We start from the raw sequence: 22420 nt of genomic DNA, 5'->3' as shown, positions 1-22420 counted from the left end.
CAACCGGCAAACAATATGCGGAGTTTTTTCAGCTTATGGCTCCTGCCTCCGGATATTGCCGGGTAACCGGATTATTCATCAGGCTGTCCCTATCTGCCGATAAACATCTGCGTCCAGTAGTTGCCGTAGCTCCCGCCGACCACATGCCCAACGCCGATGTGAGTGAAATTGGGGTTCAGGATATTGGCCCGGTGCCCGGAGGAGTTCATCCACCCACGCATGGCTTCTTCCGGGGTACGCTGGCCGGCGGCGATATTCTCACCGGCCGTGCGGTAGGTAATTCCGAACTGTCTCATCATGTCAAACGGCGAACCGTAGGTGGGAGATTGATGGGCAAAATAGCGCTTGTCCCGCATGTCCTCGGACTTTAATCGGGCCACTTGCGACAGCTTGGCGTCAACCGCCAGAGCCCTCAGTCCGAGCTTAGCCCGCTCGGCGTTCACCAGTTCAACTATCTTCATCTCGTACGCGGTCATCAAACCGGAGGGGCCGGGTGACGGCATGGGAGCCGGCGACGGCGCGGGTTGCGGTGCCGGAGTCGGGGCCGTTTGCGGTGCCGGCTGCGCGGCAATAACCCCGTTGATTAGAACGATCACCGTGGTGTTATTCCGGATAGCTACACCGATCTGATTGTACTGCGGCTGCAAGACCTGTGACGAGCTGTATCCGGTCAAAGCCCGGACCACCAGATCCGCGTTGCCGGAGCCTACACGCAGCGTACAGGCGGACCGGTAGGTGATTCCTTGCTCCCGCAACGCCAGCGATACGCTGGTTCCGTTCGTCAGGAGGGTCAGGGCCACCTCGTTCAAACGGGCGCTATTGGTTAGAAGCTGAACCCCCGCCTTCTGGCGGGCCTGGTTTATTCCCGTGATCAACTTGCTTTCTTCCGCAGAAGGTGCGTTGGCGTGGGCCAGGGTGGCCGGAATCAACAGGGCGACGGACAACATCAGGGCTACCACTGCAACGGCGAGCTTTTTGTTCACAGACTGCATGAAAGACCTCCTTTTCCCAGATTTGGACTTGTCCACCCAAGCTTAACATCAGAATATCAAATGCACCAAATCTCTCTATTTTTGCTCTCCTTTGGTGTGCTTGGTTGATCGGGTAAACTTGAGATACTTTTAGCCAGATATTCAAAATATGAGTTTGATGGTACATTTTGGGCTTAGAAGGGGCAAATCTCCACCTTGAAGCCGAGCGCTTCGAACTGCCGCACCGCTTCCTGGGCTGCTGGGCCGGAGAGCACTATCCGAAACATACCGGCCCGGTTCATCTTCAGCAAGGCATGGGCCGGCTCACGTTTGGAAACAGGCGTCCCGTTATCCTTTAAGGCGGTGGCAAAACCGTTGTTGAAGCCGAGATAGCCACCCTCGCGGTAACCTTTTTCATAGCCGTCTTCAAAGCCCGCTGCATAGCCCTGGTTGTATCCCAGCTCCCATTCCCGCCGTGCCATGGACAATCCCTCCCAGGACTTTCCTGAATATCTTATTAGAGTCACGCCCCAGGTGCGCCTGCCCGAAAACAAATAACCACCGGTGGACCGGTGGTCATTCAAACCGCGGTTACTTCTTGAACTTTACCGGGGGGTCGCAGAAATCCCAATTGGGGCAGGCACCGTTGTTGATCGTGACACAATTTGCAAACACGAGATAAATCACTTTTAGCGGCGCCTTGCAGTCTGATTTCAGCCACGATCGGAGGACTTCAGGGTCATCTGATTCGTCGAGAGCCTCCATTACGGACCGGATTTGATCCTTGTCAATCATCGTCCTAACCTCCTTACGAACCATTACTTTTTTATGCAGAGCGGGTCACAGAAGTCCCATTCGGGACAGGCACCGTTGTTGATCACCAGGCAATTGGTGAACACCAAGAGAATCACCTTGAACGGCGTCTTACACTCACCGAGATCGATCGGTGGCTTCGGCCAAAACCGCTGGTCTCTAGCTTCCGGTACCTCCTTGCTGTTGACCATTTCGTCCAGATCGTCTTTCACCATTCAGCATCCCTCCTTGTCAAGGCACGGCGACGTTATCCGGTTAGCCCATGGTATGAAACCAGGGTGCAACATGTGCCGTCCCTCAAACGGCTACGGTACAATGTCGCCGATTTCACAATTGCAAGGCCCTGCAGGGCTTGTAGATGACCACGCCCAGACCGTCTGAAACCACCAGAGACTGCGGTGCCCCGGCACCCTCATCCACAAAACAAGTCAGCACAAACATCTTCTTCGCGTTGTAGGCCTTTTGAAACCGCCGGAGCATCAATTCGTCGACCCCGGGAATCACGGTAATCTTCCCGCTGCCGCCACACAACTCCAGAGTGAAGCAACCGTCCTCCCCGGCCTTGAAACCGACTCGAACCATAGTCTGGCTGCCTGATCGCACACAGCGAGCCACCTGTTTAGTCAAGTTCCGGACTTCGGTCAGCGCCCGCTTACGATCTTGGAAACGGACGCCGATTACCGGTACGCCATTAATTAACGCTAAAGCTGCTTCCGAGTACATGTCTACCCTCCTCTACACTCTATTCTATGAAGACGGCGAAGGAGTTGTTAGTGATTATTGCCTTGCCATGTAATGTTTTCCAGCATACATAATACTCCGACTGACTAGTAGGCTGATTTCGGGGCGCCCATCCGATACTTACCCTGGGTATCCAGCCCTCCGATCCCCGGATAGCGCGTGATCGTGGATTCGATAACCTCTTTCAGGACAATGGCCTTGTGCATAGGCGTATAGGCCACCTTTTCCACCACAAACACCGGATCGAAAGCATGAATCAACACTCTCTCCGGGGCGCTGGCGAAATTGGCCCCGGCCTCCAGAATGGCTTCGTAGTACGATTGGCATGCCCCGGCAAAAACCACGAGGTCATCCCGGTTCTTTTCGTACTCCCGGGCCACCCGGACCGCCTCCACAAAGTACCTGGAATTACGGTAGTTGTCGATGTCCCGGAAATCCTTGCTCCCCTTCTTGAAAGCGTCATGTCCGGTTAACACCAGGATGTCGGGGTTGTGCTCCCGCAACAGGCCGGCCACCAACTCCGGCTGCCTTGATTCACGAATGAAGTAACCTTTAAAGGGCACCCTCAACTGGCGGTATGTGGCAGCGCACAGTTCAAGGTAGTCTTGATCCCCGTCCAGATGCAGCACCTTGCCCGGCACATCGAAAGTGGCCACCTTTTCTCCCCGGTTCATGAATTCACCCTGGTGCTCTTTGTCCCGGCGCTCGAAACAGCGGTGCACGCACTCGTTACCGATGGTGAGCATTTTCCGCCAGTATTCAGCCACCTTGTCCGAACTGATCTTCTCCAAGTCGGAAACCGGAGCATCCGCAAAGAGCCGTACGTCCACCCCTCGCAGGTGGGCATAGTCCCGCCCGTCCCGGGTGTGCAATTCAACAACCTTGAAATAAAGGTCGAGACCGTAGGATTTGCGACCTACAATGTCGCCCGCTCGGATGTCGCTCACGGTACCAATTCCTTCCTTAAATTGAATAATTCATCATATGCGTTCCCGCGTTGTTTGAGGACCGGCAAGCACGAGCTCGCCTTTGCTTCCATATATTCACATTTAGAAGAGGAGGGGTGGAAAGGTGCTTTGCGTAGTGATACCCGTGCAAAACGAGGCTGATCGCCTGAATGCCGTCCTTGACAGTATCCAGGCCCTCCCCCTCGATCTGGTGCTGCCCGTGGTGAACGGCAGCCGTGACGGGTCGCGGGAGATCATCGGGTCATATCCGCAAAAGGATCGTATCAAGCCGATATACTTTGAGGAACCGCTGGGCATTGATGTGCCCCGTGCGGTGGGTGCGTTGCACGCCCACAATATGGGCGCCGACGTCGTTCTGTTCGTGGATGGGGACATGGCCGGCAATATCCGACCCGCCCTGGAGAAACTGCTGCAGTCGGCCGCAAACGGCGTGGACCTGAGCTTGGTCGACTGTTACCCGACACTGGACTGGGAACAGGCGACCCCGGTAGTCAGGGAACTGGTTGAGTTAAGGAAGCAACTGAACCGGTCCCTGGGGCTGGCCGACCTGGGCGCTGCCTCCCCATCGCACGGACCGCATGCTGTTTCCCGGCGTTTGCTGGACTCCATCCCGTTCCGGGAGCTGGGAGTGCCGCCGGTGGCGCTGGTACGGGCCGTCCGGCAGGGGCTAACGGTCGGAGTGGCCGCTTCCATTCCCCATTGCGAACTGGGTTCGCCCGATCGGGGACCCCAGCACGCCCGCCTGATCGCCGAAACCATCATCGGCGACCATCTGGAGGCGTTCTGCGTCCTGAACAATAGAAGGAGGTCCCGCCGCCGGGATGGGGTAACCTTCGACGGTTACTACCACACCAGGCGCTGGGACCTTCTTGAAAGAGTGATAAACGAAGTGATCGGAAGAAAAACGGGAAGGCATCCCTGAGGGGGATGGCCATGACCGGGTGGTCGCAGGCCGTCCGGTCCCACCGGACGAAAGCGGTCCTGATCGGGGGCCGCACCCTGCCGTCGCCGGTTGACGGCGACGGCAGGGGTCTACGTGAGCTGAGCCGAACTTGTTACTTGGTATGCCTGTCGGCCACCGAGGAGGCTCCGTAAGCGTCCGGCTTGATCCGGGCCCGGAAACCGCTCCCGGTGACCATGCCCACCACTTCCCGGATCAGTTCCTTGGTTTCGCCATGCGTGCCGGCGTCGATGTGAATTTCGACCTTCAGGTCCTCACAGCCGAACTCAGCGAACTTCTTGGCCACCAGACCCCCCAGTTCCAAGCTGAGTGCGGTTTCGAAAAAGATCTTCTGGCGTAGGCTCTTGATCTTGCGGTGCGTCTTTTTCCGGTAGTAGTAGCGGGCCCCCTTTCCCAGACGGTGTACGATCACGGCCGAGATGAAGTGGGTGCTGCCCTTCACCACCTGGGAATCGGTGCCGATAATGATCCTGTAGGACGAAGAGGGTAGACCGGTGATGTACCGCATCATATCGCTCATCATCTGGTCAAAGGTCAGTTGCCCCTTTGTAGGGCTGTTCAGGTACAAGTACCTCACTTCCCTGATAATGATGCCTGTATTATAACGTATTATAACACAGAAGGAGCTCCGTAACCTAACCGCACGCAGGCGTCCGCGATCAGCCCGAACTGATCTGGAGTCAGGGTTTCCCCCCGGACGCGGGGATCAATGCCGGCGCTTTCAATAATTTGGACCCAGGTCTCACGGTCCAGACCCGGAACGGCTCCCGCCAGCGCGTTGGGCAGCATCTTGCGCCGCCGGCCGAAGGAGGCACGCACGATCCGGAAAAAGAGTTCGGGTTGGAGCACTGTCACCGCGGGCGCGGGGCGCCGCATCAGGCGGACCACGGCCGAATCTACCGCGGGCGGGGGGTAGAAGCAGTGCCGGGAAACCCGCCAGACGACATCGGCTTCCGTATGGTAGGCCACCAGAACGGAAAGCGCCCCGTAAGATTCGGTTCCGTTTGCGGCCGTCATCCTATCGGCCACTTCCTTCTGGACCATGAGTACCATCCGCTCGAAACGGTAACCGGCCTCCAGGAAGCCGGCCACGAACGGACTGGTGATGTAGTAGGGCAGGTTGGCCACGACCTTGAAACTGCCGGCCCCCATTTCGGCAAGCAGGGCCCCGTAGTCCACCTTGAGGGCATCGGCGTTAATCAGGCGGACCCGGTCCCCCAGGTCGCCCAGTACCTCTTTCAACAGTGGAATCAGGCGACCGTCTATTTCGACCGCCGCCACCCGCGCCCCCTTTTCCGCCAGACGCCGGGTGAGCGCACCCACGCCGGGTCCGATTTCGATAACGACCTCGTCTTTCTCGACCTCGGCCGCCTCCAGGATCTTGTCCAGCACCCCGGCAGCAACCAGGAAGTTTTGCCCCAGGGATTTCCGGGGTTTCAAGCCGTATTCCGCCAGTAGACGGCGTACCTCACCGGTGTTTGTCAGCGGCCAGTTCCTGTTCACGTCCATGCCTTATTTTTTCCCTTTCCCGGGCATAAAAAAAGGGCTTTTAAAAGCCCTACTCGAGAATGAACACGTCCACCGTGCGGCGCCCCCACTGCACCGCTTCCTGCCGAGTCGGGAAAAACACGTCCACCCGGTTGCCCTTGATGCTTCGGCCCACGTCCATGGCCCGGCCCATACCGTACCCGTCAATATAGAGCCGGCTGCCCAGCGGGATCACCCGGGGGTCGACGGCCACCGTGCCCGGACCCGGGGCCAGCCCGGTCGCCGTGTTCCGCCCGGTGTAAGTATAGGCCGTGGCCTCGGCTCTGATCATTTCCCGGAAACGCAACTCCTGCGCCCCGCGGGTGACGGTGGTCAGCATCCCCACCAGCAGGACCTGGTTCTGCGGTTTGGCCACCACCTCGCTTTTTTCCAGCCGGCGCTCGAATTCCTGCCCGTCGTGGCGGGTCACCCGCCAGGTCTCCCGTACCAGCCCGGGCCGGCCCTGGACCAGCAGCCGGGTCTGCCCTTTGAGCATGTTGTAAGACGGCCGGCGCTCCACCGCGAACGGAACGGTCGTTTCCCGCTCGTCGAGGGCGACGGTCACCCGTACCACGCGGACCTCCATCCCCGCGGTCACGGGCGCGCGCCGGCCCGGGAGCACCAGGTCGTGCGGGTTGAGCTCCACGCCGGCGTCGGTAAGCACCCGGCCCACGCTCTGGGCGGTCGTGAACACCTCCCACTCCCGCCCGTCCACCCGGACGCACACGGGCACCGCCCGCAGAACTGTGACTGTCAGACCGTCAGACAGGGGGGTGGCCAGCGAGGGGGTGACCTCATCCTGCAGTCCAACCGTGATCCCTTTCCTGGCCAGCAGGTCGGCCACCGTGCCGCCTGAAGTCTTCACCACCGATGTCTCCCCGTTGTTGTTTAACGTCACGTGAATTTTTCCCGCCCTGGCATACCAGCCCGAACCCAGCAATAAGGCCGCCACCAACCCGACCAGCAGGAGCCGGAACCGCCTCCCGGCCCAGAACCGCCTGGGCTTGTCAAGATACTCGCTCGCTGGTACTGTATACCATTCCACCATTATCACCCACCTGGCTAATTCTACGGGCGGCACCGTTCTCCTGCCGGATTATTCCACGAACGGCAACGAAACGACCAGAGAGGTATCCGGAATTGTCCCAACTACAGATTATGCGACACCCCGCAGGGAGGTCAGTATTCAATCCCCCGCTGCGCCCCCACCCCGTTCCGGTAATGGTGCTTAAGCTCCCGCATTTCGGTCACCAGGTCGGCGCGCGCTAGAATTTCGGGCGGCGCGCCTCGCCCGGTCAACACGAGGTGAACATCCTCAGGCTTTTGGGCCAGCAGCGCCAACACCTCGTCCACCATCACCAGGCCCAGGTTAAGAGCGCAGAAGATCTCGTCCAGCACCACCATCTCGTGCCCGCGCCCTTCGAGGGCGGCACGGGCCGCGCTCAGCGCCTTCACGGCCGCCTCCCGGTGCCGGTCAAGCGCCTTTTCTCTGCCCGGGTACACAAAACCGGCCCCCAGAGGCCTGATCTCCAGGCCTTCCAGTCGGGCGGCCGCTTTCAGTTCACCGGTTTCCACGTTTCCCTTGATGAACTGGATGACCAGCACCCGCATACCCTGCCCCCACGCCCGCAGCGCCAGACCCAGAGCTGCGGTCGTCTTGCCCTTGCCGTCCCCGGTGAAGACGAGCACCAAACCCCGGTTGTCACCCATAGAAACTCACCCCTCCCCGAAAAAGGGGCCAGGCCCCTTTTTACCTTCTTTGACTTTCACGCACAGGCAGGTTGAAGAAGGCGCACGCGTTGGCCGTCGTAATCGTGGCCAACCGCTCCAGGGTCAGGCCCCGCAAACCGGCGACATACTCGGCGGTGTGGTGCAGGTAGGCCGGCTCGTTCCGGCGGCCCCGCCGGGGCACCGGCGCCAGGTAGGGGGCATCGGTCTCCAGGAGCAGGCGGTCCTCCGGCACCTTTTCAGCCACCTCGCACAGGGCTTCCGCCCCCTTGAAGGTGATCACCCCGGCCAGGGAGATGTAGCAGCCCAGGTCCAGAAAGGCCCGGGCCGCGGCCCAGTCCCCGCCAAAACAGTGCATCACCGCCCGCGGCCACCGACCGCCCCGCAGCAGTGCATAGGTGTCTTCAAAGGCCTCCCGGCTGTGCACGATTACCGGCAGGTTTAATTCCCCGGCCAATTCCAGTTGGGCCGCCATCACTTCCCGCTGCACCGGCCGGGGGGAAAAATCGTAATGGTAGTCAAGCCCGATCTCGCCGATCGCCACCACCCGGGGGTGCAGGGCCAGCCTGCGCAACTCATCCAGATAACCCGGCCCGGCCCCGGCGGCGTCGTGCGGGTGCACCCCCACCGCTGCAAACACCGACGCGTTTTTTTCGGCCAGGTCCATAGCCGCCCGGGCAGAAGCCAGATCGCTCGCCACGGTGATAATCAAACCTACCCCCGCGTTCCTTGCCCGGACCAGAACGGCGTCTCGGTCCGCGGCGAAGCGGTCGTGGTCCAGGTGGGCGTGGGTATCAACCAGGAACATGCTATTTCGGAACCTCGACACGTGGGAAAAGCGGCGCCCCGCGCGCAATGCGCGTGCCCGCCGGCAACCGGCCCCAAGTGAGCGATTCCCAGGTGTGCAGCTCGGGACGGCCGGCGATGCCCAGCTGCGGCCACACCCGGGCTGGGAAACCGGGCATGAAGGGGGACAGCAGGACGGTGGCGATCCGGTAGGACTCGGCCAGGTTGTACATTACGCCGGCCAGACGCTGTTTCTTTGCGGGGTCTTTGGCCAGGGTCCAGGGCGCGGTTTCCTCGATGTACTTGTTCGCCCGCCCGACCAGTTTCATGATCGCCCCGAGGGCGGCTGACAGGTCGAGTTCGTTCACCAGCCCGGCCACCTCGCCGGGGGTGATCAGGGCCAGGTCGATCAACTCCCTGTCCAGCGGGTCGTCGGCCGGACCGGGGGCCTGGATTTCCCCGTCCAGGTACTTGTCAATCATCGCCGTGGTCCGGCTGAGAAGGTTGCCCAGGTCGTTCGCCAGGTCCACGTTGATGCGCCGGATCAGGTTGTCTTCGGAGTAATAACCGTCGGCGCCGAAGAGCATCTCCCGGAGCAGGTAGTACCGGATCGCGTCCACGCCGTACCTGTCGATGAGCACGAACGGGTCGACGACGTTGCCCTTGGACTTCGACATCTTCCCGCTTTCCAGCATGAGCCACCCATGCCCGACCACCCGTTTCGGTAGCGGAATTCCGGCCGCCATGAGGATGATCGGCCAGATGATGCAGTGGAAACGAACGATGTCCTTGCCCACCAGGTGTACGTCCACCGGCCAGTACCGCCGGTACAGCGAGTCGTCTTCGGCCCCGTAGTTCAAGGCCGAAATGTAGTTCGTCAGCGCGTCCACCCAGACGTAAATCACGTGCCGGGGGTCGAACGGCACCGGAATGCCCCAGTTGAAGGTGGTCCTGGAAACGCACAGGTCCTCCAGACCCATTTTAATGAAGCTCACCACTTCATTCCGTCGCGAAACGGGTTGGATGAAATCAGGGTTCCGATCGATGTGGGCAAGCAGACGTTCCGCGTAGCGGGACTGCCGGAAGAAGTAACTCTCCTCGGCCACCAGCTCGACCGGACGCCCGCAGTCGGGACAGTTTCCCTCCACGACCTGGCGATCGGTCCAGAAGGCTTCACAAGGGGTGCAGTACAGTCCCTCGTAGGACGACTTGTAGATGTCGCCCTGTTCGTGCAGGCGGCGGAAAATGTCCGTCACCACCCGCTTGTGCCGGTCCTCGGTGGTCCGGATGAAGTCCGAGTAGTCGATTTCCAGCCGGGACCAGAGGCGCTTGAAACCGGCCACGATCTCGTCGACGTATTCCTGGGGGTTTTTACCCCGGGCCGCCGCCGTGCGCTCGATCTTTTGCCCGTGTTCATCCGAGCCGGTCAAGAAGTACACATCGTAACCGGTCAGCCGCTTGAACCGGGCCACGGTGTCCGCGGCCACCGTCGTGTAGGCGTGCCCGATATGCAGATTATCACTCGGGTAGTAGATGGGCGTGGTGATGTAAAAAGGCGGTTTACCCAAGATCAAGGTCACTTCCCTTTTCCAAATCATACCGAAAATTTTATCCCCCGGTTGTATTATTGTCAAGTTTTCCTATCTTCCACCACCGGCCAGAACTTTTTGTAGTTTTTTTAGAAAATAACTGTTGACTTTTAATGGAATGCTTGGTACCATTTACTTGCGTAATTTTGTTTCTTTCTGTCGAAAGAAAACTAGTTGAGAGGGAGGGGACGTTTTGAAGTCAACAGGGATTGTGCGCAAGGTGGACGAGCTGGGTCGGGTGGTCATCCCGATCGAACTCCGCAGGACACTCGGAATCGAGGAGAAGGACGCGCTGGAAATCTACGTAGACAATGAGAAAATCATTCTCAAAAAGTACGAGCCGGCGTGTGTCTTCTGTGGCAATGCGGGTGACGTCCAGCACTACCGCGGAAAGCTGGTTTGCCGCCACTGTGCCGCCGAGATGTTCCAAAAAGCCCACGCCATGTAGGCGGGATAGCTGAATATGGTGTGGGAGGCCACAAGAAGCGGCCTCTCACTCACTTTCCGGGCGTATCCTCACCAAAAACAAGACCATAAAGCTCCCGCCGGCGCATCCCGTGCCGCCGGGCGACTTCCCGGAGGGCCTTTCCCCGCGTCGACCCCGCGGCCTGCAATTCCTCGACTTCAGCCGCCAGGGCCGCCGGTTCGGGCGCAAGTGACACCGGTTCCCCAGCGCCGCCCTCGAGCACCAGGGTGAATTCCCCGCGGGGCGGATGGGCGGTGAAATGTGCCCGCGCTTCGCCTACCGTGCCCCGGAATACTTCCTCATGCTGCTTCGTCAGTTCCCGGGCCACCACCACCCTCCGGTCCCCCAGCACGTCCAGGATATCGGCCAAAGTCGCGAGAAGCCGGGTGGGCGCCTCAAAGAGGACCACGGTGCGCCGCTCCCCCCGTAGTCCTTCCAGTGCCCGCTTTCGGCCCCGGCGCGGCAGAAACCCTTCGAACACAAAACGGTCCGTCCGCAGGCCGGAAACAACCAGGGCGGCGAGTGCCGCGCTCGGGCCCGGCACCGGTACCACGCGGAAGCCCTCCCGCACCGCTTGGGCCATCAGTTCGGCCCCCGGATCGGAGATCCCCGGCATGCCGGCGTCCGAAACCAGGGCCACAGACGCCCCTTGCCGCAGCCGCTCCAGCAGCTCCGGCGCTTTCCTCGCCCGATTGTGGGCGTGAAAACTGGTCAGCGGCGTTTTGATTCCGTAGCGGCTGAGGAGTTTCCTGGTGTGCCTGGTGTCTTCGGCGGCGATCAGGTCGGCCTCTTTGAGCACCCGGAGCGCGCGCAGGGTGATGTCCTCCAGATTGCCGATGGGAGTCCCGCAGAGATAAAGAATGCCCCCACTCATCACCATACCGATAACCCCGACCTCTTGTATTCCGAGCGCCACACCACGGGAATGTGATCCGGAAGCACCACCCGGCCTTCACGCCGACCAGCGCCGCAGTCCGCCACCGGCACCTTGAAACGAGCCGGTGTCTTGACAAGTCACCTAGCGCTTGGGAAGGGTTTTGAGCTGTTTAAGCGGGAAGTACTGAACGTGTTTGGAATCCTTAAGTTCCACGCTTACGGTGTTCCGGAAGATATTCACTCCGGTCACCTTCCCCTCCCCGGCGGGGGTTTCCACCCGGGCCCCGACATCGGGGTAGGCGCCCCGCGCGTTCTCGTACACTTCGCTCTCGTACTTCAGGCAGCACATCAGTCGGCCGCAGATGCCCGAGATCTTGGTCGGATTCAGCGAGAGGTTCTGCTCCTTGGCCATCCTGATCGAGACCGGGGTGAACTCGCGTAGCCAGGTGGCGCAGCAAAGTTCCCGGCCGCAGCCGCCGAGCCCGCCGATCATCTTGGCCTCGTCGCGCACTCCGATTTGCCGCAGTTCGATGCGGGTGCGGAAAACAGAAGCCAGGTCCCGGACCAGTTCGCGGAAATCCACCCGGCCCTCGGCCGTAAAGTAGAAAATAACCTTGCTGGAGTCGAAGGTGTAGTCCACACCCACCAGCTTCATCGGCAGGCCGTGCGCTTTGATCTTATCCTCCCCGATCCGAAAGGCGCGCGCTTCCTTTTCCTGCAGTTCAGCCAGACACTTCAGGTCCTCGTCGGTAGCCTTGCGCACCACCGGTTTCAGCAGTTGTTCGCCATCCTCACCGTTCCGGGGACGGGGCCCGATGACCACGGTACCGTATTCCAGTCCCCGCACCGTCTCCACAATCACCCCCTCGCCCTTTTCCAGTTCCAGGGCGCCGGGGTCGAAATAGTACGTCTTGCCGGTCTTCTTAAACTGTACTCCAACCAGTTGCCCGGTCATATCCGTCCTCCTCGGCCAGCCCCGCCAGGCGCAGGCACAATCCCTCCGCCGCCAGGCGTACGTTCACGTTGGCCAGCAGTTTCTTTCTCGTATCCTCAATAGTAGCGATGCTCCGTGCCAGAGCCGGGCCGTCCGCCAGACGCGCCTGCACCCGGACCTGTTCCAGGCGGTCCGCATTGATCAGCAATCCCTCGAAACCGGTCTCCCGCCACAGCAAGAGGTCCCGGTACCACAGGAGCAGGTACTCGGTCCGGACCAGCATTTCAGCCCGTTCCCCCAGTTCCCGGGCCCGGGCAAACAATTCGGCAGTTCCGATCCCGGAAAGAAATTCCTCCGCCATGTTCGCCGCCTTTTCCCGCCAGTCCAGGCCGTCCCCGCCGGCGGCCAGTTCCGCCGCCCGTCCCAGGCTGCCCCCGGCCAGGCGGGCCGCCAGCGGCACCATGTCCCCCTTAAACCCCATTGTCTCCAGTCCGGAAGTGATTTCATCCCTGGTCAGCGGCCGGAAGGGGATCTTCAGGCAGCGGGAAACCACCGTGGGCGGCAGCCGTTCGGGCCGGGCACTGGTCAGGATAAACAGCACCGGCCCCGGCGGTTCCTCCAGGGTCTTCAAAAGGGCATTGGCCGCTTCCGCGGTCAGGCCTTCGGCCTCCTGCACCAGGCACAGGTGCCGGGCACCGTAGGGCCGGTAAACGAGAGCCTGCTGCAGCTCCCGCACCTGGGCGATCCCAATCGACTTTTCCGCGCCGTCCAGAACCCGAAGGTCGGGATGGGAGCCGGCCAGAAACATCCGGCAGGCGGGACACAGACCGCAAGAATTGTTTTCCGCGGTGTTGCAGACCAGGGCTTGGGCGAGCGCCCGGGCCAGGCTTTTCTTGCCGACACCCGCCGGACCGTGAAACAGGTAGGCATGTGCCAGGCAGCCGCCCTCAACCGCTCTTTGAAAATACCTCTTGGCCAGTTCCTGCCCGATGATCCCGTCCAACATTTCCCTCAAGACCCCCCGTCCAACCCGGGGCACCCACCGAAGGTGGGTCGGTCCTGCAAAAGAGCCCTCACCCGCGCCCAAATCGCGGACGCGCACACGCCCGCCTCCCGTTCGGCGTTTACTATCAGGTAGTGCCCGGGATCCGCGGACGCCAGCTCCAGGTAACCACGGCGCACCCGCTCAAAGAAGTCCACACCCTCCCGCTCCAGGCGGTCCCGCCGGTCCGGGTCCATCCGGGCCACGGCCGCCGCCACCGGAAGGTCCAGCAGTACAGTCAGGTCGGGCCGCAAACCACCGGTGGCCAGGAAGTTCACCTGGCGCAGCCTATGCAGTTCCAGTCCCCGTCCGAAACCCTGGTAAGCCAGGGAGGAGTCCAGGAAGCGGTCGCTCAGGACGATCTCGCCGCGCGCCAGCGCCGGTCGCACCACCTCGGCCGTAAACTGGGACCGGGCGGCCGCGTAGAGCAGCGCCTCCGTTTCTCCGGTCATCTCGCTGTTCCCGGTGTCCAGCAGCACCCGCCGCACGGCCTCGCCGATCCGGGTCCCGCCGGGCTCGCGGGTCACCAGCACCCGGTGGTTCCGCATGCTCAAAAGCGCTTCGTGCAGATACGCGAGCTGGGTGGTCTTCCCTGCACCATCAATGCCTTCGAAGACTATAAAAACCCCGCTCACCCGCATCACCCGTCGTGCACCATGATGGTTTTCAAGCCCGGGTCGGCGGCCTGAAACGCCACTCCCCCGGCCCGAATCTCCAAAGTATATTCTAACACCTCCGGGGTGAGTCTTTCACCCGGAAACACGATCGGGATTCCCGGTGGGCACAGGCTGACCGTTTCGGCGGCCACCAGCCCGGACGCTTCCCGGACCGGCACGGCCCGGGCGGGCGCAAACCAGCTCTCCCGCGGGGTGAGCACCTTCGGGGCCGGGGGTGCCGGCCATAAATGGAAGTCGGAGGCCGGAGGTCGGCGGCCGGAGGTCTGACGGCGGAGGTCGGAAGGGGCGTGCTCCCGGGCCAGGGCCCGGAAAGCCCCCAGGGTCCGGGCAATATCCGGGGCCCGCGTCCCGAGCCCGACCACGAACAAGAGGTGCCCGAAACCGGCCGCCTCCACCTGGACCGAGTGTTTGTCCCGCAGCACGGCGGCGGCTCGGTGCCCGCTCAAACCCAGGCCGCGGGTGGACACCATCACCTTGGTCGGGTCGGCCCGGCCCGGTCCGGCGTCAAAAACTTCCACCCCATCCAGCGCCGCGAGCCCCAGGCGCAGGCGGCCGGCAAGGTCCACCGCCCGCCCGAACCGCCGCCCTCCGGAGACGGCCAGTTGGCGCCGGGCCAGATCCAGGGAGGCCATCAGCAGGTATGAGGGGCTGGAGGTCTGGAGCAGCGCCAGCGCCCGGCTCACCCGCGCGGGGGAGAGGCCTGTCCCTTTCAGATGCAGCAGAGAAGCCTGGGTCAGGGCCCCGCCCAGTTTGTGCAAGCTCTGCGCCGCGGCCGCCGCACCGAGCCTCAAAGCCGGCACCGGCATGGCGGCGTGGAACGGCAGGTGCGCCCCGTGAGCCTCGTCGGCCAGGAAAATAGCTCCGGTCTCCCGCAGCACTTCGGCCATTTCGGCATCCACCACGGCCTGACCGTAGTAGTCCGGGTGGGTCAGGAGTACGGCCCGGAGGTCGGGATGCGCCTGCAGGGCGGCCCGGACGTCTGCCGGTCGCGGGGGCCGGAAAAAGCCCCATTCGGCGTCGAAGGGGGGCGTGACGTATACCGGATCGGCCCCCGAGAGCACCAGGCCTCCGATCACCGCGCGGTGCGCGTTCCGGGGCAGGAGCACCTTTTCCCCGGGGGCCGTAGCCGCCAGCAGGAGGGCCTGCACCCCCGCCGTGCTCCCGTTCACCAGGAAAAAAGTGCGGTCGGCGCCGTATAAAGCCGCCGCCAACTCCTGGGCCCGGGCGATCGGGCCCGCGGGCGCGTGCAGGTCGTCCAGTCCGGGCAGTTCAGTCAAATCAAACCGGAAGAGTTCACGGCCGGCGGGGAAAACCCGGGGCAGACCGGCGCCCCCGCCGTGTCCCGGAAAGTGGAAGCCCGTGTAGTTCCTGGTCACGTGGTGCTTCAGGGCTTCAAACAGGGGTGCCCGGCGCTGGTTCACCGCGAAAGTCCCCCCTTTGCCTACGCTCACCAAACAAAAAGCCTCTTCGCCCTGAAGAGGCCGCACGGCAAACGCCTTCATCCCAGATTTCAGATCATCAGCGTGAGCAGGACCAGGAGAATCACTCCCGGAACCTGGAGCAGCCCGGCAGTCAGGACGGTAAACGGATTGAAAGCGATGTGAAAGCCGAAAAAGGATCCGCCCAGGTTCACCATGACCAGCAGGATGATGCCCACGGCCGCATAGGCGAACAGGCGGTACAGGTATTTCAAAGGCGTCACGAAAAAGGATCCCACCAGGTACAGCCCCGCCAACCCCAACAGACCCAATAGAATCAGTTTCCAATCCACCGCAAGCACCTCCCGGGATACCCCTCTATGGTTACCAAAAACATATGCATCCCGGAAGGCAAATTATACCTCTCGCCGACCCTCGATGGCCCGGGCCAAAGTCCGGCCGTCGGCATACTCCAGGTCGGAACCCACCGGCAGCCCAAAAGCCAGCCGGGTAACCCGGACGTTCAGGGGACGGAGCAGCCGGGCCAGGTACAGGGCCGTGGCCTCGCCCTCCACGGTGGCGTTGGTGGCCACGATCACTTCCCGGACGGTACCTTCCCGGACCCGCGTTACCAGGGCCGCGATGTTCAGCTCCTCGGGGCCCACGCCCTGCAGCGGCGACAGGCTGCCGTTCAGAACGTGGTAGAGTCCCCGGTAGCCGTGCGCCTTTTCGACGGCCAGGACGTCGCGGGGCCGTTCAACCACGCAGATCAGACCGTGGTCACGGTTCTGATCACGGCAGATGCCGCACGGGTTCTCATCGGCGATGTTGGCGCACACCCGGCAGAACACCAGTTTGTCGCGGGCTTCCAGAATAGCCCGGCTCAAGCTCTCGGCCGCCTCCCGCGGCGCAGTGACCAGGTGAAAAGCCAGCCTCTGCGCCGTTTTCGGGCCGATCCCCGGTAGCCTGGCCAGTTCCTCGATCAGGCGGCCCACCGAACGGGAATACTGCAAACCTCTCGCGCTCCCTGTCCAGCCGTTGTTCTAGAACATGCCGGGGATTTTCAGACCTCCGGTCAGTTTGCTCATTTCGCCGGCCACCATCTCCCGTGACTGGCGCAGCGCCTCGTTGACCGCGGTCAGCACCAGGTCCTGGAGCATCTCTACGTCTTCCGGATCGATGGCTTCGGGCAGGATTTCAATACTTAAGACCTCCTGCCGGCCGTTGGCCACGACCTTGACGGCCCCGCCGCCCACCGTGGCTTCCACCGTCCGCTCGCCCAGTTCCTCCTGCAGCCGGACCATTTTGGCCTGGATTTCCTGAACCTGTTTCATCATCTTGTTGATTCCCAAGATGGCAAATACCCTCCTTACCGTTTCGGCGGCGTCTCATCCACCACGCAGATGATCTGCCAGCGACCGGGGTAGAATAGATTTAGAATATTCTCCAGTATAACCTTGTTCTCCGGTAAAGCAACCTTTTCCTTTGCCAGGGTGTCCCTGAATTTCAACACCAGCTTCCGGGAACCGGCCGCCACGGGCTCCGCGCGGGCCAGCCAGGGAGCGACCGGCGGTTTGCGCCGCCGGAACTCGGCCAGCACCTCTTCCCACACCCGCTCCAGTTCCAGGTTCTTTTCGGGTTCGGGCAACCGCGGCCCGTCACCGACACCGGACAGCGATCGGCCGGCGCGGACCACCGCCAGTTCCAGGGGCAGAATCTGGCGCGTGGCAAATCGCATTTCCTGCTCGGCCCGCGCAAACAGCGCCAGAAACTCGATCAGCCTTTCCCGGTCCAGATCCGACCTTGTCGCCCCCCCGGCGCCGAAAGCGCCGTAGAGCAGGCCGCGCAGGTAATCGGTCAGTTCCCGGGCGATGATTCGAAGTTCCTTGCCCTGGGCCTCCACCTCCTGCAGCACCAGCAGGGCCGCTCCGGTTTCCCCGGCGGCCAGGTGACCCACCAGCCTCTCCAGCACTTCCCCGGTGACAGTCCCCAAGATGCTGTGCAGGTCGGCCAGGGTGACCCGGTTCCCACCGAGGGCGGCGGCCTGGTCCAGGATGCCGAGGGCGTCCCGGAGGCTCCCGTCCGCCACCCGGGCGATCAGGGCCAATACCCCGCTTTCCACCGCCAGCCCGGCCTGGGCGGCCACTTCCTCCAATCTGGAGACGAGGTCCGGCCGGCCGATGCGCCGGAAATCGAAGCGCTGGCAGCGTGAGATGATCGTCAGGGGCACCTTGTGCGGCTCGGTGGTGGCCAGTACGAAGATCACGTGCGGCGGCGGCTCCTCCAGGGTCTTCAGGAGAGCGTTGAAGGCTTCGTTAGTGAGCATGTGAACCTCGTCGATGATGTACACCTTAAAGCGCCCGGCCGCCGGGTGGAACTTCACCCGCTCCCGCAGTTCGCGCACCTCGTCCACTCCCCGGTTGGAGGCCGCGTCGATCTCGAGCACGTCCACCGCCGACCCGGTGCCGATGGATACGCAGGAAGCACACTCCCCGCAGGGCTCGGCGCCGTCCCGCTCGGTGCAATTCACGGCCTTGGCCAGCACCTTCGCCGCAGTGGTCTTACCCGTGCCACGCGGGCCGCAAAACAGGTAGGCGTGGGCCACCCGTTCCGCCCGCACGGCGTTCTGCAACGTCCGGACCACGTGGTCCTGGCCGACGATCTCCCCGAAACGCTGCGGCCGCCAAGTCCGGTACAGGGTCTGGTAAGGCAAGATGTTACCCCCCGTTTAGCTCTTTCCCGGTCTTCCAGTTTCAGAACTTCAGCCGTTCCGGGTTGTGCACCTCGTCCAGGCGCAATGCAGCTCACCCATAAGGCCCCTCAAAAGCCATTTCATCCGCGGGACTACTCCTCATTATACACTCAAACGACGCAACCAACCACCAACTACCAGAGCAAACCGTTACCACACCAAATTAGGAAAGAGGTGGTTTTGCCACCTCTTCTAATCAAAGCAGCCGTGCACCTGTCTCTGAACAATGACTTCCGGGCGTTACTGTAGCAGGTAGCTCGGGTCAGGCACCCTCGCGGCACCCGGAGGATTTCCCTTAGTGCTGCTTCCGTCAGGATCTGACACGGTTCGAGAAGCTCCGTCGCGCAAGACCCAACCGTCAACACCCCTTATCACAGCCGGACCCCACAAGCCAAGCCCTCGGACAGGAATTCAACCCCGCTATAGCGGATTGCGGGTTACAGGGCACCGCTACCTCCCCATCTAGCACGGCCAAACCTTTTAACTTTTTTATGGCGGAGAGAGTGGGATTCGAACCCACGAGGCAGTTACCCGCCCACACGCTCTCCAGGCGTGCGCCTTCATCCGCTCGGCCATCTCTCCGGATGAAAAAAGGTCCGTCTTTGGACTCTCAAACCCGCCGACAACCGTGATTTACATTTTACCACCGATCAATCCCGCTTTCAAGCGGAACTGGTTAATTGTCCGTGTCAAGACTTAGTAGGCGATCTCCCAGCCGATTTAATTTGAATTAGACCGTAGACCACCTCGGTGAACTAATCTCTCTTACTATGTGCTTGACCCAGTGTTTTCCGGCGTGCGGTCCTTCAAGGGCGGGCACGTTGGCTTGAAGCCAGGCCTCGGGATCTTTGCCGAAGCGTTTGGGCAGTTGGATTGCCTCGGCTCCGACAGCCTTTTTCAGTAGGTCGAACCGGGGTTCCGAGTGTACCACGTATCTGTCCAGCTCATCATTAGCCCGTACCGCTAACAGGCGTCCCATCCGTTCCGCACCGGCCGGGCTCCAACGCGCCCCAATCCGCTTTGTTCGCCTGGCGATGGTGTGACGGACCTGGCCCTCGATCGCACCTAAACGGTCTCCCTCCGGCAAGGCGGCGATACCTTGCCAGTTAGCCAGGAGATACTCCTTAAGCCGCATGATCCCGTTACGGCGTGCACCCCGGTTGACCCGAATCGCCTGGTCCAAGGCGGAAACTACCGCATCTTGGTTTAGCTCGGCTAACCCTTCGGTGACAGTTTCATAGACGTTGCTGCTGTAACTTAAAGCCTCGGTTAAACGCCGGCGCAGGTGGAAGGGGTCAAGGTGGTAAGTCGCCCCGGGGAACATCTCCAGGCCTTGTTTGATCCACTCGGCGCCGTCCCCACCAATGCGGATCCGCTCTACCCTGCTAAGGTCCCACTTGTGGCCGAAGGCCGCCCCGGTGTCTTCCCAAGCCACCCGGCTGCCCCTGGCGGTGGCCACCGTGTAACGGTTCACCAGTTTCCGGGTCTTTTGTTCCCTGCCCTCGTAGCCGATAAACAGCTTGATCTCACCAAACGCCTTGGGCGACCGCTGCAAGGGTATTACTACACCATCGGCTTCAATGGATAACTCCCGAACCTCCTTGCCGCCTTCAGGGACCACACCGTCTTCAAAGACGGCCTCGCGTAGTGCCTCAGCATCCCGGGCGGCCTTTTCTCCAGCATCCTGAACCTTAGACCAGACGGTCATCCAGTGAATCCCCGGTACTAGAAAACCCATAACCCGGGCCGCGCGCCTGAAGGGCATCTCCGTGCCTAGCTCCAGGATCATACGGGTCATCCGCGGTGTCACCCGTTGGCGTTCAGGGATTCCCAAGGCTTCGTCCAGAAGGAACCGGTACGCGCCGGTCTTCTGGTTACGGTACAGTCGGCGCTTAACCGTAATCTCACCGAAGCTGGTGACCAGGGTCCGCGACCGCTGTCCCACGTTCTTGAGGGCTGGATCCCGCTTGCCGCTTAACTCAAGGTCAATGTGTGCCAGCGCCTCCTCCAGCATTTTGCCGCCTGCCTGTTGAACCAACCGCTGCACCCGCTCTTCCAACTCATCCATATTGCGCACCGACCTGAACACCTCAAAAATTCCCTTGGCCAGAAACAGGACTACCTCAAGCAGAAAGCGAATCTTGAACATGAGACCTCACTCCTTTGGCGGGGAGGGCTTCCCCTCAGGGGAAGCCGTTTTGAGGTCTCACTTCTATTTCCGACCTCACATCTCCTACTTAAACCTTACACTCACTGGTTAATTGCACAGCCTCACCGTATCAGATCGGTATGGTGCGCTGTGGAAGATTGGCCGCCCCGTGCATATGTATGATGGAAGGCTAAGAATATGATCAAGTAGGATAGGGGTGAACCCAGTATGGAAGGGAAAACTGCGTACAGGTACAATGCTTTGCGCGTCACACGTAACAAGGGGATCCTGGGGCAGGAGGCATTGTACATTAAGAATGAACACTGCATCTGGTCGCTCCGGTGTACGGAAGACAAGCTGCTCGGCCGGTGTTCACTGGACAAAGGACAGCACTGGACCGACTGGATAGAATTGGTGTCTGACTATAACGGTTTCTTTTCCTTCACCATCAGCGATATCGAGAAACTTCATATCACCTGCAAACTTAACAGAGGACACCTGGTTTACGTGTGCTGGCACGGCGACAAGGCGTCAACCGACGTCCTGGATCGGAAATGGGTCGAAGATGAGAGGATTACCTACCAGAACGTCCTGGTTGACAACTCTGGAACTCCACACATCACCTATTTCACGGATAATCCCCTGGAGGAAATCTGGAGAGTCAAATTCTGTTTCAAAGGTAACGGCCAATGGAATCCGCCGGAGGTGATCGACCACGGCCTCGGCCCCGGTCAGAACCAGGGCGCGGTTATCCTGGACCGGGAAGGAACCATCCACCTGGTGTACCAGGTCAGCACCAGATCCAAGTACCAGCTCGTTTACCGTGCTCGGCCCGCAGATACGGGGCGCTGGACGGAACCCACGCACATCACCGACTCCGACCGAAGCAATCTGTACCCCTGCTTGGTAGCGGATGAAGCAGGCACACTGCACCTGACCTGGACCAGGTCAGACGGCATGAATTACCGGGTCATTTACCGTCGTAAAACCAGAGGGGGTTGGATGGTCGGCGGGTGGCAGAAAGAACAGTTTCTGTCTCTAGCCGGTGTTAATGCGTACACCCCAACCGTCGGTGTGTGGGAAGACCGGGTCGTAGTTTTCTGGCAGCAGATTGAAGGCATCTACCAGTGCACCTCCCTTGACGGCGGGAGCACCTTCAACGACCCGGTGTTAAAAGACCAGTACCAGAAGCTTTTGCGCACCAATTTTCTGGCTCTGGATCTATACAAAAGACAAGGGCTGAATACCACGGCCACCTTTGACACCGGGAGCACCGCCGTGGCCCTCCTCGCCACCGTGTTCCAGGACAGCAGAGAAACGGATGAGTACAGCCTAGCCCTACCGGAGACGCAAGATCTTCGGCCCCTGGAACCGATGCTGCCGAGCCTGGAGTACCTGAGCTTGGACTACGGCCAAAAAGGACTTGGCGAACACATGCGCCGTATAGACGGGAGTTTTCGCCGCCTGTTCTTCGAGGTGGAAGATTCGCGGCTGACCAATGCCCAGATGAAGGAAACCATTTTAGACCAGAACGAACAGATTCAAAACCTGGAGGCGGACCTGGAAAAGAAGGTTCAGGAATTAGGGTCCCTGGAAATCCTGGTGAAGTCCCTGATGGATAAGATCAGCCAGGCAAACGGGAAGATAAAGGCACTGGAAAAGGATAAGCGACTGCTGGAAAACAAGCTGCAAAGCCTCAATGAGGAAAATGCGGAACTTAAAGGCAAACTTGAACAAAAAAAGAACGCCATCAACCAGCTTAGGGAAAAAGAGATGCGGTTCAGACAGCAGTTGGATGAACAGGCGGGAACCATCCTGGAACTAGAGCAAAACTCAAAGATGTTTAAGCAGGAAACGGAGATCTTGAAGAACACGCCCTTCTGGAAACAAATTTTCCGGTAAACTGCAGACAATGGATTTGTCCCGGATTTGAGCGAAAAAGCAGGCCTGAGACGGGCTCAAACCTGCCTGCTGAATCATATCTTACCCTTACAGCCCTTATGTCCAAAGAGCAACCTCTGG

25 protein-coding genes, 1 tRNA gene and 1 other RNA gene are annotated in these 22420 nt (G+C 60.9%); 3 read left to right on the top strand and 24 right to left on the bottom strand.

Annotated features, from left to right (window positions below; genetic code table 11):
• Nucleotides 1-89: 89 nt before the first annotated feature.
• The 6 genes from DAUD_RS12625 to yabG all read right to left on the bottom strand — a co-directional run bounded on the left by DAUD_RS12625 (nucleotide 90) and on the right by yabG (nucleotide 3472).
• Entirely contained in the window at nucleotides 90-992 is a 903-nt protein-coding gene (locus tag DAUD_RS12625) for a CAP domain-containing protein (protein ID WP_012301214.1), read from the bottom strand.
• Between the two features lie 173 nt (nucleotides 993-1165).
• A complete protein-coding gene (locus DAUD_RS00290) occupies nucleotides 1166-1453 on the bottom strand; it encodes a hypothetical protein (protein WP_012301213.1) in 288 nt (95 codons plus the stop codon).
• A gap of 109 nt (nucleotides 1454-1562) precedes the next feature.
• Nucleotides 1563-1766, bottom strand: coding sequence for a hypothetical protein (locus tag DAUD_RS00285; protein WP_041570691.1), 204 nt, complete (start codon nucleotides 1764-1766; stop codon nucleotides 1563-1565).
• Nucleotides 1767-1789: 23 nt separating this feature from the next.
• The gene (locus DAUD_RS00280; RefSeq protein ID WP_041570690.1) at nucleotides 1790-1999 is read right to left on the bottom strand and encodes a hypothetical protein; all 210 of its coding nucleotides are present in this window, start codon (nucleotides 1997-1999) and stop codon (nucleotides 1790-1792) included.
• A gap of 112 nt (nucleotides 2000-2111) precedes the next feature.
• Nucleotides 2112-2387, bottom strand: coding sequence for a hypothetical protein (locus DAUD_RS00275; protein WP_166485046.1), 276 nt, complete (start codon nucleotides 2385-2387; stop codon nucleotides 2112-2114).
• Between the two features lie 224 nt (nucleotides 2388-2611).
• Entirely contained in the window at nucleotides 2612-3472 is an 861-nt protein-coding gene (gene yabG / locus DAUD_RS00270; RefSeq protein ID WP_012301211.1) for a sporulation peptidase YabG, read from the bottom strand.
• 124 nt (nucleotides 3473-3596) lie between these two features.
• Here yabG and DAUD_RS00265 point away from each other — a divergent pair, with 124 nt between their 5' ends.
• On the top strand, nucleotides 3597-4415 hold the full coding sequence (locus DAUD_RS00265; RefSeq protein ID WP_012301210.1) for a glycosyltransferase family 2 protein: 819 nt from the start codon (nucleotides 3597-3599) through the stop codon (nucleotides 4413-4415).
• 133 nt (nucleotides 4416-4548) lie between these two features.
• Here the strand turns inward: DAUD_RS00265 and DAUD_RS00260 are convergent, their stop codons facing one another.
• From DAUD_RS00260 to metG, 6 genes are all read right to left on the bottom strand, one after another.
• On the bottom strand, nucleotides 4549-5031 hold the full coding sequence (locus DAUD_RS00260; RefSeq protein ID WP_456298431.1) for a ribonuclease H-like YkuK family protein: 483 nt from the start codon (nucleotides 5029-5031) through the stop codon (nucleotides 4549-4551).
• A gap of 32 nt (nucleotides 5032-5063) precedes the next feature.
• Nucleotides 5064-5963 (bottom strand): 16S rRNA (adenine(1518)-N(6)/adenine(1519)-N(6))-dimethyltransferase RsmA, encoded by a 900-nt coding sequence (gene rsmA / locus DAUD_RS00255; protein WP_012301208.1) that lies wholly within the window; start codon nucleotides 5961-5963, stop codon nucleotides 5064-5066.
• 49 nt (nucleotides 5964-6012) lie between these two features.
• On the bottom strand, nucleotides 6013-7029 hold the full coding sequence (locus DAUD_RS00250; protein ID WP_012301207.1) for a 3D domain-containing protein: 1017 nt from the start codon (nucleotides 7027-7029) through the stop codon (nucleotides 6013-6015).
• A gap of 131 nt (nucleotides 7030-7160) precedes the next feature.
• Nucleotides 7161-7691: a cob(I)yrinic acid a,c-diamide adenosyltransferase gene (gene cobO, locus DAUD_RS00245; RefSeq protein ID WP_012301206.1), complete on the bottom strand. Its 531-nt coding sequence runs from the start codon at nucleotides 7689-7691 to the stop codon at nucleotides 7161-7163.
• A gap of 40 nt (nucleotides 7692-7731) precedes the next feature.
• Nucleotides 7732-8517, bottom strand: coding sequence for a TatD family hydrolase (locus DAUD_RS00240; protein ID WP_012301205.1), 786 nt, complete (start codon nucleotides 8515-8517; stop codon nucleotides 7732-7734).
• A 1-nt stretch (nucleotide 8518) separates the two neighbouring features.
• On the bottom strand, nucleotides 8519-10093 hold the full coding sequence (gene metG / locus DAUD_RS00235) for a methionine--tRNA ligase (RefSeq protein WP_242647853.1): 1575 nt from the start codon (nucleotides 10091-10093) through the stop codon (nucleotides 8519-8521).
• Between the two features lie 184 nt (nucleotides 10094-10277).
• Between metG and DAUD_RS00230 the strand changes: the two genes are divergently transcribed.
• On the top strand, nucleotides 10278-10532 hold the full coding sequence (locus tag DAUD_RS00230) for an AbrB/MazE/SpoVT family DNA-binding domain-containing protein (RefSeq protein WP_012301203.1): 255 nt from the start codon (nucleotides 10278-10280) through the stop codon (nucleotides 10530-10532).
• Nucleotides 10533-10581: 49 nt separating this feature from the next.
• Here the strand turns inward: DAUD_RS00230 and rsmI are convergent, their stop codons facing one another.
• From rsmI to DAUD_RS00175, 12 genes are all read right to left on the bottom strand, one after another.
• Nucleotides 10582-11430 carry a 16S rRNA (cytidine(1402)-2'-O)-methyltransferase gene (gene rsmI, locus DAUD_RS00225; protein WP_012301202.1) on the bottom strand — a complete coding sequence of 283 codons (849 nt, stop codon included), beginning with the start codon at nucleotides 11428-11430 and terminating at the stop codon, nucleotides 10582-10584.
• A 138-nt stretch (nucleotides 11431-11568) separates the two neighbouring features.
• Nucleotides 11569-12381 carry a PSP1 domain-containing protein gene (locus DAUD_RS00220; RefSeq protein WP_012301201.1) on the bottom strand — a complete coding sequence of 271 codons (813 nt, stop codon included), beginning with the start codon at nucleotides 12379-12381 and terminating at the stop codon, nucleotides 11569-11571.
• The gene (gene holB, locus DAUD_RS00215; RefSeq protein ID WP_012301200.1) at nucleotides 12350-13366 is read right to left on the bottom strand and encodes a DNA polymerase III subunit delta'; all 1017 of its coding nucleotides are present in this window, start codon (nucleotides 13364-13366) and stop codon (nucleotides 12350-12352) included. The genes DAUD_RS00220 and holB overlap by 32 nt, the downstream gene beginning before the upstream one ends.
• Nucleotides 13367-13371: 5 nt before the next feature.
• Nucleotides 13372-14043 carry a dTMP kinase gene (gene tmk / locus DAUD_RS00210; protein WP_242647893.1) on the bottom strand — a complete coding sequence of 224 codons (672 nt, stop codon included), beginning with the start codon at nucleotides 14041-14043 and terminating at the stop codon, nucleotides 13372-13374.
• A complete protein-coding gene (locus DAUD_RS00205) occupies nucleotides 14043-15530 on the bottom strand; it encodes an aminotransferase class I/II-fold pyridoxal phosphate-dependent enzyme (RefSeq protein ID WP_012301198.1) in 1488 nt (495 codons plus the stop codon). The genes tmk and DAUD_RS00205 overlap by 1 nt, the downstream gene beginning before the upstream one ends.
• Before the next feature lie 59 nt (nucleotides 15531-15589).
• Nucleotides 15590-15850: a pro-sigmaK processing inhibitor BofA family protein gene (locus tag DAUD_RS00200; RefSeq protein WP_041570688.1), complete on the bottom strand. Its 261-nt coding sequence runs from the start codon at nucleotides 15848-15850 to the stop codon at nucleotides 15590-15592.
• Nucleotides 15851-15913: 63 nt separating this feature from the next.
• The gene (recR, locus tag DAUD_RS00195; protein WP_012301196.1) at nucleotides 15914-16510 is read right to left on the bottom strand and encodes a recombination mediator RecR; all 597 of its coding nucleotides are present in this window, start codon (nucleotides 16508-16510) and stop codon (nucleotides 15914-15916) included.
• Nucleotides 16511-16540: 30 nt separating this feature from the next.
• On the bottom strand, nucleotides 16541-16834 hold the full coding sequence (locus DAUD_RS00190; protein WP_408609607.1) for a YbaB/EbfC family nucleoid-associated protein: 294 nt from the start codon (nucleotides 16832-16834) through the stop codon (nucleotides 16541-16543).
• Nucleotides 16835-16866: 32 nt separating this feature from the next.
• A complete protein-coding gene (gene dnaX, locus DAUD_RS00185; protein WP_012301194.1) occupies nucleotides 16867-18210 on the bottom strand; it encodes a DNA polymerase III subunit gamma/tau in 1344 nt (447 codons plus the stop codon).
• A gap of 244 nt (nucleotides 18211-18454) precedes the next feature.
• Nucleotides 18455-18720: signal recognition particle sRNA large type (ffs, locus tag DAUD_RS11780), an RNA gene on the bottom strand.
• Nucleotides 18721-18741: 21 nt separating this feature from the next.
• Nucleotides 18742-18831: transfer RNA gene (locus DAUD_RS00180), tRNA-Ser, on the bottom strand.
• Nucleotides 18832-18979: 148 nt separating this feature from the next.
• The gene (locus DAUD_RS00175) at nucleotides 18980-20398 is read right to left on the bottom strand and encodes an ISLre2-like element ISCde3 family transposase (RefSeq protein WP_012301193.1); all 1419 of its coding nucleotides are present in this window, start codon (nucleotides 20396-20398) and stop codon (nucleotides 18980-18982) included.
• A gap of 303 nt (nucleotides 20399-20701) precedes the next feature.
• Between DAUD_RS00175 and DAUD_RS00170 the strand changes: the two genes are divergently transcribed.
• Entirely contained in the window at nucleotides 20702-22300 is a 1599-nt protein-coding gene (locus tag DAUD_RS00170; protein ID WP_166485044.1) for a PLL family lectin, read from the top strand.
• Nucleotides 22301-22420 lie beyond the last annotated feature (120 nt).

The sequence above is a fragment of the Candidatus Desulforudis audaxviator MP104C genome (genome assembly GCF_000018425.1).
Lineage (GTDB): Bacteria > Bacillota > Desulfotomaculia > Desulfotomaculales > Desulforudaceae > Desulforudis > Desulforudis audaxviator.
This window is presented reverse-complemented; position numbering and strand designations above follow the sequence as displayed.